Annotated in this window: 11 protein-coding genes; 6 read left to right on the top strand and 5 right to left on the bottom strand. The window is 51.8% G+C overall.

Annotation, left to right across the window (positions count from 1 at the left end; genetic code table 11):
* Window positions 1-174: 174 nt before the first annotated feature.
* Window positions 175-597 (top strand): organic hydroperoxide resistance protein, encoded by a 423-nt coding sequence (locus ACYX4J_RS22640; RefSeq protein WP_444906921.1) that lies wholly within the window; start codon window positions 175-177, stop codon window positions 595-597.
* Between the two features lie 30 nt (window positions 598-627).
* On the top strand, window positions 628-1647 hold the full coding sequence (locus ACYX4J_RS22635) for an alpha/beta hydrolase (RefSeq protein WP_476177596.1): 1020 nt from the start codon (window positions 628-630) through the stop codon (window positions 1645-1647).
* 42 nt (window positions 1648-1689) lie between these two features.
* Here the strand turns inward: ACYX4J_RS22635 and ACYX4J_RS22630 are convergent, their stop codons facing one another.
* From ACYX4J_RS22630 to hutI, 5 genes are all read right to left on the bottom strand, one after another.
* Window positions 1690-2091, bottom strand: a complete 402-nt coding sequence (locus ACYX4J_RS22630; protein WP_476177595.1) for a RidA family protein — start codon at window positions 2089-2091, stop codon at window positions 1690-1692.
* A 91-nt stretch (window positions 2092-2182) separates the two neighbouring features.
* The gene (locus tag ACYX4J_RS22625; RefSeq protein ID WP_476177594.1) at window positions 2183-3082 is read right to left on the bottom strand and encodes a LysR family transcriptional regulator; all 900 of its coding nucleotides are present in this window, start codon (window positions 3080-3082) and stop codon (window positions 2183-2185) included.
* A 130-nt stretch (window positions 3083-3212) separates the two neighbouring features.
* A complete protein-coding gene (gene hutG / locus ACYX4J_RS22620; RefSeq protein WP_108734921.1) occupies window positions 3213-4175 on the bottom strand; it encodes a formimidoylglutamase in 963 nt (320 codons plus the stop codon).
* 287 nt (window positions 4176-4462) lie between these two features.
* Window positions 4463-5578 (bottom strand): heparan-alpha-glucosaminide N-acetyltransferase domain-containing protein, encoded by a 1116-nt coding sequence (locus tag ACYX4J_RS22615; RefSeq protein ID WP_476177593.1) that lies wholly within the window; start codon window positions 5576-5578, stop codon window positions 4463-4465.
* A 388-nt stretch (window positions 5579-5966) separates the two neighbouring features.
* A complete protein-coding gene (gene hutI, locus ACYX4J_RS22610) occupies window positions 5967-7196 on the bottom strand; it encodes an imidazolonepropionase (RefSeq protein ID WP_476177592.1) in 1230 nt (409 codons plus the stop codon).
* Window positions 7197-7383: 187 nt separating this feature from the next.
* Here hutI and hutC point away from each other — a divergent pair, with 187 nt between their 5' ends.
* The 4 genes from hutC (at window position 7384) to ACYX4J_RS22590 (ending at window position 12234) form a co-directional block, all read left to right on the top strand.
* Window positions 7384-8094: a histidine utilization repressor gene (gene hutC / locus ACYX4J_RS22605; protein ID WP_282930784.1), complete on the top strand. Its 711-nt coding sequence runs from the start codon at window positions 7384-7386 to the stop codon at window positions 8092-8094.
* A gap of 89 nt (window positions 8095-8183) precedes the next feature.
* Window positions 8184-9860 carry a urocanate hydratase gene (hutU, locus tag ACYX4J_RS22600; protein WP_413663745.1) on the top strand — a complete coding sequence of 559 codons (1677 nt, stop codon included), beginning with the start codon at window positions 8184-8186 and terminating at the stop codon, window positions 9858-9860.
* Window positions 9861-10070: 210 nt separating this feature from the next.
* Window positions 10071-11621 (top strand): histidine ammonia-lyase, encoded by a 1551-nt coding sequence (hutH, locus tag ACYX4J_RS22595; protein ID WP_476177591.1) that lies wholly within the window; start codon window positions 10071-10073, stop codon window positions 11619-11621.
* A 280-nt stretch (window positions 11622-11901) separates the two neighbouring features.
* Complete coding sequence (locus tag ACYX4J_RS22590) at window positions 11902-12234, top strand: hypothetical protein (RefSeq protein ID WP_282930781.1); 333 nt, start codon at window positions 11902-11904, stop codon at window positions 12232-12234.
* The last annotated feature ends 46 nt before the right edge of the window (window positions 12235-12280 follow it).

The raw sequence follows: 12280 nt of genomic DNA, 5'->3' as shown, positions 1-12280 counted from the left end.
CGCAATAATAGTTATCGCAATAACTTTATCTGGCGTCCAAGCTGACGCGCTGTTTAGAAGCTGACTTAGAAATCCGGACTACTACCCCCAGCTCAATAAATCCAGCGGGAAAAGGACTGGACTCCATTCCAGGCGGCTTCTGACAGACAAACACACATCAATGAGGACAGGTTAATGCAAACAGTTTACACCGCAGTAGCAACCGCAAATGGCGGCCGTGATGGCGAAGCTCAATCATCAGATGGAAAGTTAAGCGTCAAGCTCAGTATTCCCAAAGAGCTTGGCGGCCCCGGTGGCGATGGCACCAACCCAGAGCAACTGTTTGCTGCGGGTTACTCTGCCTGCTTTATTGGCGCTCTTAAGTTTGTCGCCGGTAAAGAGAAAGTAAAAGTCCCGGAAGAAACCACTGTGCGCGCTGAAGTTGGAATCGGTCCCCAGGGTAAGGGGTTCGGTCTGGATATTGACCTCTACATCGATCTTCCTGGCCTGGATCAGGCGACGGCAGAAAAAATTGCCAACACCGCTCACGATGAGGTTTGCCCTTATTCCAATGCAACCCGAGGCAATGTTGATGTGCGCCTGCACATATCCGCTTAAGCAACCGGTAGAGAATTGAAGGTATCCGTTATGAATGGCTTAAAAATTTCCAAGCTGGCACTACCCCTTTTCTTTACTCTTGGTATGACTTCTGCGTCCGCTTCTATTTCCCCAGGTGTTGAGAGAAATACCCAGGGGTTCCTTCAAGCACTGGCGCAAGGTGGCGGCAAACCCATTGAGCAACTATCACCAAAAGATGCCCGCGCCGTCCTGGTCGGAGCCCAAGAGGGTGCGCAACTGCCGCCCGCTGAAGTCAGCAAGAAAACCATTACGGTTAATGGCGAAAAGCTGGAACTGACTATCGTTAAACCGAAAAACACCCGGGGCCAGATTCCCGCCTTTATGTATTTCCACGGCGGAGGCTGGGTCTTGGGTGACTACTCAACTCACGAACGCTTGATCCGCGATCTGGTTCAACGCTCCGGCGCCGCTGCAGTGTATGTAGATTACACCCCATCTCCAGAGGCCAAGTACCCGACTGCAATTAACCAGGCTTATGCGGCTACCCTGTGGGTCGCGGAGAATGGCGAAAAGATCGGTGTCGACGGCTCCCGTCTTGCCGTGGCCGGTAACAGTGTCGGTGGCAATATGGCAGCCGTGGTTGCCTTGATGGCGAAAGAGAAAGGAACACCGGATCTGCAATTCCAACTGCTGCTCTGGCCGGTTACCGATGCCAACTTCAACAACGCTTCTTATAAGCAGTTCGCCCAGGATCACTTCCTGACACGGGATATGATGAAGTGGTTCTGGGATAACTACACTACCGACCCCAAACAGCGCAACGAGATCTATGCTTCACCTCTGCGCGCAAGCAAATCCCAGTTGGTCGGCTTGCCTCCCGCTCTGGTGCAGACTGCTGAGATGGATGTGCTGAGAGATGAAGGCGAAGCTTACGCCCGCAAACTTAACGAAGCTGGTGTGACCGTAACCGCTGTTCGCTATAACGGCATGATTCACGACTACGGCCTACTAAATGCCCTGAATGATGTGCCCGCAGTGCAGGATGCTCTTGATCAAGCAGGCTCCGAGCTTAGGGAACACCTCAAGTAAAACTTAAAAGCCCTGCAGTGCGGGGCTTTTTTATTCAGGTACTTAAAGCAGCGTTTTAGCCACTGCCTCAATTTCTATCAATGTCTCTGGCGACGCCAAGGATGTGACTCCCACTCCTGTGATTGCCGGGCGAGTAGTGCCCAAATATTTAGATAGCACGGGGACTATTTCCCCCAGATGCTCACTAACTTCTCCAAGCACATAGATACGTAACTGCAAAAGATTCTCTACCGACGATCCGGCCTCATCCAATACTGTCAATAAGTTTTGCATGGCGCTTTCTGCCTGAGCACCAACCCCTATGTTTTTAACTTCACAATTACTATCCCAATCCACCTGACCCGATACAAATACCAAGCCTGTTTTGGTATCGACTCGGGCGTGGGATAGGCAGGAAGAGCTGCCATCGTAAAGTGAAGAAGGATTAATATTCAGAATACTCATAACAGACCTGTACGCTTTCTAGCTTTTGAAAAAATCATAGTAGAAAGGCTGCTTTGCCAAAGCTATGGAGTAAAGCTTGTTACGGATACAATCAGGAAGCCATTGACTTAGAAAACCGTTGGTGCAGATCATTGAGAATCCAACTTACCAATGGATCATTTTCCACTCGGGGATGAAAGGCGGCTACAACTTCGTAGCCAGGTGGATACTTGTCCAAGGTAATTTCAACCAAGCCCTCACAAGGCATCAACCTAGAGGGAATAAAGGCCAGGGTATTCTTCCTTTTCAAGAACTCCTGGGCTATATAAAAAGAGGGCGCCGAAACAACAATCTCTCTTTTTAGACCTTGCCCCTCTAGCCAACGATCGGCTGAACCGCGCAAGCCTCCAACCCCTGGCGATGTAATCACAAAATCAGATTGCATCAACTGATCAATAGGGACCAACTCATCTAAACTATACATAGGATTAGCCGATACACAGACATAACGCTCATTAAAGAGCACCTGTGTATTAATTCCATCAGGCACATACCCCGTTGATGTGAAAGCTAAGTCAATTTCTCCCTGATGCATTTTCTGGGTGAGCGAGACGCTTTCAATATTAGTGACAATAAATTTCACTTTCGGCGCATATTGCCTGACCCTTTGGATCAACTCGGCAACAACCACTTTTTGCGCGTAATCTGTAGCAGAGATCACCAGGGTCCGGGAAGTCTGGCTTGAATCAAGAGAACCCGGAGCGGGAATTTCACTGAGTAACATCAGCACCTGTCGAATCTGTGGCTCTATAAATTTTGCATAACTGGTGGGAGCCATCCCATGCCCAGTGCGCACAAATAGATCATCCCCAACTATTTTTCTAATCTTCTTCAGCTGCAAACTGACAGCTTGCTGCGAAACCTGCAGATGCTCTGCGGCAAGGGAGATACTTTCAACCCTGAATAGTATTTCCAGGGTTTTTAAGTGATTAATTTCAAGATCTTTGATCATATCAACTACAAACGCGGAGCTTTCTGCCAGTCACTTACGGCTGTAGATAAAGATTAAAATAGTGGTTTCTAATACTGAAGTTAACGCGACCTCCAAAGCCATAGTGGCCGCGCTGTATTATTAAAAATACTCAGGGGATTTTTCTGGCCGCACGATTTGCAATTTGAAATCCCAGGCGGGCCGCGGTACGCGCACCATGATCCTCAATATCAAAATAGGGATTAAATTCAGCGATATCCGCCAAACAAACTTTATTGGATTCCAAAACGGTATCCAGCAAGACTTCCAGAAACTCCATGGAAACCCCCCTGCCAGAGGGGGCACTCACCGCTGGCATAACTGCTGCCGGCAATACATCCAGACATACCGTCAGATAGACAAAATCCACCTTCTCAATAAAGTCGCGGATTCGCGCCTGAACCGTATTCAGATTCCAGCTACTGATTTCACGATCCCGAATAACCTGGGCACCCAGCTCATCAGCTCTCTGGTAGAGAGCAGGTGTGTTGGCGTTATCCGCCGCACCCACACAGAGATAATTAAATTCGCGACCATTTATCCTGCACTGCTCCGCAATCTGGAAAAATGGCGTACCCGATGACCCCTTTGGCGCAGGTGTGCGTAAATCCAAATGCGCATCAAAATTGATAATACCCAGGCTGCTCTCGCGGTGATGCTCGCGCATCCAGCGGGCAATCCCCTGATAACTGCCAAAAGCAATTTCATGGCCGCCTCCCAATACCAGTGGAAAGTGACCGGCACCGAGCAACTCATTGATACGGGCACCCAATAGCGATTGGGCAGACTCCAAGTCTTCCCGCTCTACTCTGACATTGCCCGCATCGTATAAGGGCGCATCGAAAGTGGCCGGCAGGTTAGCCATGGCCAAACGCAATATTCTCGGTCCCTTGGCCGCGCCAATTCGCCCTTTATTTCGACGCACACCCTCATCAGAAGCGAAGCCTAGAATAGTCAGGCCGGGAGGGTCATCCAATTGCAAAGGAGAAATCCGCTGGTGCCAGCGCTCACCTGCACGTCCATCCTCAGAGTCGGTGCGACCACTCCATAACTGCATATCAGCAAGTTGTAACATCAATACCTCCGAGGAAGATCTTTATTGGCTTCAAGCCCCCACTTTGTAGGCAAGTTGAACCGGAATATCCATTGGCCGTGCGCAATATGCGCGCGCAAACCTTCGCACAGTGGGCTGTGGGAACTGTAAAGCCCCAACGCGAGAGCTGCCGATACTTTTGGAAGTAGACGATCAAGCAATGCCCTCTGCGAGTACCTTAAAATATGTCACGAAAAAGAAGCATTTAAGTTGCGCTTCTACAACACTAACGTGCCGCATTTTTCAACAGCACGTGTTGCATGTCGGTACTATACCGCAGACGCTGCAGGCTGCTCCATAGCTTTCCCTTTATGGGAACGGAAATTAACCCAAGCTCGAGTCCCAAAATGAGAAAGCAGGAGTACGATAAACATTGCTATTAACGTACTGGCCATACCAAGCTGCTGGGAACCAACTAACATTAATCCCCATCCAATTATCAACCACTGAGCGATATAGAACGGAGTTATGTTTTTACCCCAAAACACCATTACGTCAATGAGCCTTCTGTTCTTTACTTTGTTTAAGAGGAAATTACTAATCCAAAGCCAAAGGAAAGTATAGCCAATAAGCAGAATAATTAGACCTGGGCCACCTCTCATGTTTTCGGCAAAAAAGTATTGCGTATTCAACATGATTAAAAGGCCACCTATGCTCATTAGGGCTAAGCCAATCCATATGCTGTGTGAGAACAATGCATCTATATTTTTTGTATTTTTAAACCAGCAGCCAACTGCCATGCCTGCGAGGGGATAGGCAAGCCAGGAAAATAACGGGAACATTACCCCTTCGCGCTTATTGCCAAAAAACAACTGTAAAATTTCGTCAATAACAACGGAGTTACTGCCGATATCCCAGACGAGTGAGGAGCCGAATGCTACGATAGCTGCCGCAGCTAGCCAGTATATAGGATGAGGCAAGAAGTGCCTGACTAGTGCACAAATAGCGAGCGCAAGGCCAGCAAACTGAAAAATATCTACCATAAGAAATTCACTCAGCGGTGTGTATTCTCCCAGTTGTTCTTGTGTGACAAGCCCAAACTGTAAAGAAAGCCACATAGGCACTGTGCCACGGGCAAAATTAAGTAAATACCCTATTGCAAAAAGACCAGCAGCACGAAACAAATCCTGTTTCAGGCTCGGCTTCGAACTATAGCCAATGAAAATACCCATAATCAGCATAAATGCTGAAGCAGCCGGAGTTCCCGCAGATACCTGGATAGCAATACCAATAGCACTGTCTGCCACGTCTGTTCGTCCATAATGATATAAGACGTGAATAGCAATCATAAATAGTACGGCAATGCCTCGGGTCAGATCAAAGGCCAAAATACGAGGATTTTCTTGCGGGAGCACCACTGCTCCTGAAAGACTGGAATTACTCATTTTCAAGAGTTCCTAGCTTTAGAGTAATGAATTTAGTGTGCATTAACTGATATAGAGATATTGCAAAGGCAAGATGCACTTCCTGTGAAAATGTAAGGTATACAAAAATCCTTATTACTTATTTATCGGTTACAGCCCCCTGATCATTAATATTAAGAGGGGACCGTTTATTTATTCCGATTGTAAATACAAAGCGGCACTCATGAACTAAAAATAAAGCCCACGATAGATGCTAAACAAAGATCAACATTCCAATTCTCAGATAATAATGGGCGCAAAAACCTTATAAAAATTGTTGATAATATTGTTGCTCATTTAGCACCAACTTATCCTTATTTCCGATGTACATCCACCCTAAGAATCAACTTACCCGATTCTCAGTTGCATATCAGCAAGCTGTAACATCGCGCCCCTCCAGGAAAATTCTTGCAGGCTTTAAAGCGCCAACTTCATAAGCGAGCTGATCCGGGGTATCCAGCGGCCAAAGAACAATATCTGCTCGCAGCCCCTCGCGCAGTACACCGCGAGAACAGCACAAACCCAATGCCCGAGCGGCTGCACGGGTAACACCTGCGAGAGCTTCTGCCGGAGTTAAGCCAAACAGCTGACAACCCATATTCATCATCAAACGTAGGGAAGCGATTGGACAACTCCCGGGATTAAGGTCTGTAGCCAATGCCATACAAACCCCCACCTCGCGTAATTTTTCAATGGGCGGAACCTGGGTTTCGTGCAGCGTATAAAAAGCACCCGGCAGGAGGACGGCCACGGTGCCGCTTTCCGCCATGACCCGGACATCCGCATCGCTGATGTATTCAATATGATCTACCGATAATGCCCCGGACTTTGCCGCCATTTCAGTAGCTCCTGTACGCGCCAACTGCTCGGCGTGCACTTTTACTGGCAGGTCCAGTTTTTTCGCTGCATCGATAACTCTCTGGCACTGATCGACAGTAAATCCAATCGTCTCGCAAAACATATCCACGGCATCGGCCAACTGCTCGCGGGCTACAGCGGGCAATATCTGCTCGCAGATAAGGTCGATATATTCATCGGCACGACCGTCGTATTCCGGTGGCAGAGCGTGAGCTGCCAGACAGGTCGTTACTATTTCCACTGAGTTGTGTTGCGCCAGGCGTCTCGCGGTGCGCAGTTGCTTTAGTTCAGTATCCAGGTCCAGGCCATAACCGGATTTAATTTCCACGGTTGTAACGCCTTCGGCCATCAGGGCATGCAGACGGGGCTCAGCCAACTTATACAGGTTCTCGGCACTGGCACCCCGTGTCGCCCGCACGGTAGAAATAATACCCCCGCCAGAGCGAGCCACTTCTTCGTAACTCTCTCCCCCCAGGCGACGGGCAAACTCCCCTGCGCGATGGCCTCCATATACGAGATGCGTGTGGCAATCGATCAGGCCCGGAGTTGCCCATTGACCTTCGCCATCAACAATGCGGTCTGGGGTGCACTCGGGCAGATCCCGGCGGGGACCAATCCAAACGATCCGACCTTTGGTTACCGCAATTGCAGCATCCTCGATAACACCGTAACCACCGGCAATGGATGGGTCCATTGTGGCGGCATTCAAATTGGTAATCAGCAAATCACAGCGTTCTGACATAAGCTTTTAGCGGCACGCTTTTCCTTTTAAACCATAGATGCTCGGCCCGATGACCGACAAACCAGTAACGGGCAGGATACAGCTCCCCTCTTCGACTTGACAGCCCGCAGCAGGGAAACCATAGTAGCCGTAACTACTCTTGTATATACAACAATATACAAGCCACGGAAGCACTGTACCTGAGTCTATGAATACTGCAAGTGAACCCCGATACGCGGCCATCAAGCGCCATATCCGCCAACAAATTGAGTCTGGCGAGTGGCCAATTCACTCCCAGGTGCCCTCGGAGAACCAACTGGCACAGCAATTCAGTGTGAGCCGGATGACCGCGAGGCGGGCACTCACCGAGTTAACCGATGAACGCGTTCTGATGCGCTCCCAGGGGCTGGGTACTTTTGTCGCCGAGCCGGTGCCCGCCAGCTCACTGTTGGAAGTGCGCAATATCGCCGACGAGATCTCGGCCCGGGGGCACAGTTACAGCAACCGCATTCTGTTAGCTCAGCCCTGTGTCGCCAGCGCCGATGTAGCCCTGGCACTGGAAGTGCCCGAACAGGCAAAAGTGTTTCACTCCATTATTGTGCACTGTGACAACGGCTTGCCGGTGCAGTGGGAAGAGCGGTTTACCAATCCAGCCTTGGCTCCAGATTACCTGGACCAGGACTTCGCCCACACCACCCCCAACGCCTATCTTTCCAAAGTCGCACCGCTGACCGAGGCCGATACAACCGTCGAGGCCATAGCTGCGGAAGCCGCTATCGCCCACGCTCTGGAAATTGCCCCCGGAGATGCGTGCCTCCAGGTTTGGCGGCGCACTAAATGCAGTGCCGGCACCGTGAGCTTCGCGCGCCTGGTTCACCCAGGCAATCGATACCGCCTCGGTGCACAACTGAGATTCTAGTTATTGATTTATCCCGCGCGCCCTGGGAAAAGAAACAATCAAATCCGGGACGTGTGAATTTTTTTACGAGAAAAATTGACGAGGAAGCTATGTCTACCGACAAACGCCACGATCCCAGCCGCAAAATCCGCGCGCCTCGCGGCAGTGAGCTCAATGCCAAAAGCTGGCTCACCGAAGCTCCCCTGCGCATGTTGATGAACAACCTGGACGCCGAGGTAGCTGAACGCCCGGAGGACCTGGTAGTGTACGGTGGTATCGGCCGCGCCGCGCGGGATTGGGAGTGCTACGACAAGATTGTCGAGGTACTGAAGCGCCTGGAAGACGACGAAACCCTGCTGGTGCAGTCCGGCAAGCCTGTCGGAGTCTTTAAAACCCACGCCGATGCACCCCGGGTATTAATTGCCAACTCCAACCTGGTACCCCACTGGGCCAACTGGGAACACTTTAACGAGCTGGATAAAAAAGGCCTGGCCATGTACGGCCAGATGACTGCCGGCTCTTGGATTTATATCGGCTCCCAAGGCATCGTCCAGGGTACCTATGAAACCTTTGCCGCCGTCGCACGCAAACACTTTAATGGCGAAGCGAAAGGCAAATGGATTCTTACCGGTGGCCTCGGCGGCATGGGTGGGGCTCAGCCACTGGCGGCGACCATGGCCGGTTTCAGCATGATCGCAGTAGAGTGCGACGAAACCCGTATCGATTTCCGTCTGCGCACTGGCTATGTAGACAAAAAAGCCACCAGCCTCGACGAAGCCCTGCAAATGATTGAAGCCGCAATGGAAAAAGGCGAAGCCATTTCCGTTGGCCTGCTGGGCAACGCAGCAGATATTTTCCCGGAAATTGTAAAACGCAATATTCTGCCAGATTCGGTTACCGACCAGACTTCCGCTCACGATCCTTTAAATGGCTACCTGCCCCAGGGCTGGACCATGGAATACGCAGCGGAGATGCGCAAGAAAGATGAAGCCGCAGTAGTAAAGGCAGCCAAACAGTCTATGGCGGTTCAGGTTGAAGCCATGCTGGAGCTGCAAAAGCGCGGAGCCGCAACCCTCGACTACGGCAACAATATTCGTCAGATGGCTCTCGAGGAAGGTGTGGAAAATGCCTTCGATTTCCCCGGCTTTGTACCCGCTTATATTCGCCCGCTGTTCTGCGAAGGTGTCGGTCCTTTCCGCTGGGCGGCCCTGTCCGGCAACCCGGAAGATATCTACAAGACCGATGCCAAGGTTAAGGAACTGATTCCCGACAATCCGCAGCTGCACAACTGGCTCGATATGGCCCGCGAGCGGATTCACTTCCAGGGACTGCCCGCACGTATCTGCTGGGTGGGCCTGAAAGATCGCGCGCGTCTGGCACTGGCATTTAACGAAATGGTAGCCAACGGTGAATTGGAAGCACCGGTAGTGATCGGCCGCGACCACCTCGACAGCGGCTCTGTAGCCAGCCCCAACCGCGAAACTGAAGCCATGATAGATGGTTCCGACGCTGTCTCCGACTGGCCGCTGATGAATGCCCTGCTGAACACTGCCTCCGGCGCTACCTGGGTATCCCTGCATCACGGTGGTGGCGTAGGCATGGGCTTCTCCCAGCACTCTGGTGTGGTCATTGTCTGTGACGGTACCGAAGCTGCGCGCAAACGTATTGAGCGGGTTCTCTGGAATGATCCCGCCACCGGCGTAATGCGCCACGCCGATGCCGGTTACGAGATTGCAAAAAAATGTGCAAAAGAGCAGGGCCTGGACCTGCCCATGCTGAACGACTGATTTTTTACCGCAATAAAAATACCGCCGGCGGAAATCTTTTACAGCCCGAATAACTTTGATCGGGCTGCGCCGCCGGCGCCTAACAGGGTGTTGAAAAAGCCAACAAGCAACTTTTTCAAGCCACCTTTGCGGCAGGCGCTTTCGCACCGCCCGCGCAGGCTGTTTTTCAACAGCCTGCTAAGCAGTAAATATTTTTTGGTGAATGAATTTATGTATCAATTGGAAATCGATCCCGGTCAATTGAGCCTTGCGCAACTGCGCCGCGTAGCCCGCGAGTCGGTGCAGCTGTCCCTGGCGAAAAGCGCCTATCCCGCTATTGAAGCCTCTGCCCACACCGTTGCCCAAGTTATTACCGAAGGGCGAACGGTATACGGAATTAATACCGGTTTTGGTTTATTGGCCAACACCCGTATTGAAAAGCACGACCTGGAAAACCTGCAACGCGCTATCGTACTGAGCCATGCCGCCGGTACCGGCAACTTTATGAGTGAAGCCACCGTGCGTCTGCTGATGGTGTTGAAAATCAACTCGCTCGCGCGCGGCTTCTCCGGCGTGCGCCCGCAGGTTATCGAAGCTTTAATGCAACTGGTCAATGCCGGTGTCTACCCCGCTATCCCTGAGAAAGGCTCTGTCGGCGCTTCTGGCGATTTGGCGCCGCTGGCTCATATGAGCGTGGTACTTCTCGGTGAAGGGGAAGTATTTATCAAGGGCGAGCGCAAGAGTGCTCACGAAGGCCTCAAAGCTGCGGGGCTAGAGCCCATTACCCTGGCCCCCAAAGAGGGCCTCGCCCTGCTAAATGGCACCCAGGCTTCTACCGCCTTTGCCCTGCTCGGCCTGTTCGCCAGTGAAGACCTGTTCGCTGGCGCCCTGGTAACCGGTGCCATTACCCTGGAAGCCGCCAAGGGCTCACGCCGCCCCTTCGATGATCGTATTCACAACGCCCGCGGCCAACAGGCTCAGCGCGACGTAGCGGCAATTTATCGGGACCTGCTCGGTGAAACCAGCCAGATCGGTGATTCCCACCAGTTCTGTGAAAAAGTGCAGGACCCCTACTCCCTGCGCTGTCAGCCCCAGGTCATGGGTGCCTGTTTGCAGCAGATGCGCTTCGCTGCCGAAGTATTGTTGGCCGAGGCAAATGGTGTTTCCGATAACCCGCTGGTATTTACCGATGAGGAAAATCCGGATAACTCCGACATTATTTCCGGTGGTAACTTCCACGCAGAGCCTGTTGCTATGGTCGCCGACAACCTGGCGCTGGCATTGGCAGAAATCGGCTCTCTATCCGAGCGTCGCATGGCGCTGCTGATCGACAGTAACCTATCGGGCCTGCCTCCCTTCCTGGTGGAAAATGGCGGGGTGAACTCCGGCTTTATGATCGCCCAGGTCACCTCAGCGGCGCTTGCCAGTGAGAACAAATCCATGGCGCACCCAGCCTGCGTGGACTCACTGCCCACCTCCGCCAATCAGGAAGACCATGTATCCATGGCCACCTTTGCCGGCCGTCGCCTGCGGGATATGGCCGACAATACCTGTGGCATCCTGGCGGTGGAGATACTCGCTGCCTGCCAGGGACTGGATTTCCGCGCGCCATTAAAATCCACGGAAAAACTGGAGGCCGCCAAGGCAAAACTGCGCGCCCGAGTACCTTTCTATGACAAGGACCGCTACTTTGCCCCGGATATTGAAGAGGCGAAACAATTACTGAGCAGCGGCGCCTACTTAGAGTCAATAAACCCCAATCTCCTGCCCAGCAGTCACTAGGTTAAAAAACCTTCATGGCTTGATTCGCGCATTGCGAGAGAACCATTTTTCTCACAATGTGCGAATTTTTAGTGGTTTCACCCGCCTGCCGACCTTACCTTTTTTGACTCCGAACAAGTGGGTCTATCAAATTGAAACTGAAGAGTTTCCATCAACCAACACAGACCTGCCTCGGTATTCAGCTTTGCTAGAACATTTACTCTGCCCCGTGATGATTCACGCGCCAAAAATGCTAGGCTGAATGTAGAAGTGTTACCCGCCAATAGGTGTGGAGGTCTTGATGAAACCGCTGCCCACTAGATTGCTGCGAGGCTCAGGTTGTGCGCTCGCCATCGCAGCAGGACTGGCTCTATCGGCCTGTAATGGAACATCCGGCTATCCCTGCGGAGGCAACGATTGTTCCGCCAGTTATTACGGATACAGCCCTTATTACAACAAGACGTATTACAACCTGCGTGGCCGCTATGCCCACTGCCACCCGGATGGCACCTGTCACAATATGCAGCACTGTAACTTCTACTGGGACGGCAACTTTTATCGCCTGAGACCGCCTGCGGTTGTAAATACCCAGTATCAAATTGTCGATCCACCGCCGCGCGCAAGACCTTACTAAACCTGAGATTCTGTGCTCGCCTAGTTGGCGCGCCTAGGGGCTTGGC

This window comes from Microbulbifer sp. ABM4_008 (assembly GCF_056311705.1).
The sequence above is the reverse complement of the archived record's forward strand: the minus strand, read 5'-3'. Positions and strand labels throughout refer to the sequence as shown.

Coding starts and splice junctions, on each gene's coding strand:
- ACYX4J_RS22640 (WP_444906921.1), top strand. CDS start 175: ATGCAAACAGTTTACACCGCAGTAGCAACCGCAAATGGCGGCCGTGAT.
- ACYX4J_RS22635 (WP_476177596.1), top strand. CDS start 628: ATGAATGGCTTAAAAATTTCCAAGCTGGCACTACCCCTTTTCTTTACT.
- ACYX4J_RS22630 (WP_476177595.1), bottom strand. CDS start 2,091: ATGAGTATTCTGAATATTAATCCTTCTTCACTTTACGATGGCAGCTCT.
- ACYX4J_RS22625 (WP_476177594.1), bottom strand. CDS start 3,082: ATGATCAAAGATCTTGAAATTAATCACTTAAAAACCCTGGAAATACTA.
- hutG (WP_108734921.1), bottom strand. CDS start 4,175: ATGTTACAACTTGCTGATATGCAGTTATGGAGTGGTCGCACCGACTCT.
- ACYX4J_RS22615 (WP_476177593.1), bottom strand. CDS start 5,578: ATGAGTAATTCCAGTCTTTCAGGAGCAGTGGTGCTCCCGCAAGAAAAT.
- hutI (WP_476177592.1), bottom strand. CDS start 7,196: ATGTCAGAACGCTGTGATTTGCTGATTACCAATTTGAATGCCGCCACA.
- hutC (WP_282930784.1), top strand. CDS start 7,384: ATGAATACTGCAAGTGAACCCCGATACGCGGCCATCAAGCGCCATATC.
- hutU (WP_413663745.1), top strand. CDS start 8,184: ATGTCTACCGACAAACGCCACGATCCCAGCCGCAAAATCCGCGCGCCT.
- hutH (WP_476177591.1), top strand. CDS start 10,071: ATGTATCAATTGGAAATCGATCCCGGTCAATTGAGCCTTGCGCAACTG.
- ACYX4J_RS22590 (WP_282930781.1), top strand. CDS start 11,902: ATGAAACCGCTGCCCACTAGATTGCTGCGAGGCTCAGGTTGTGCGCTC.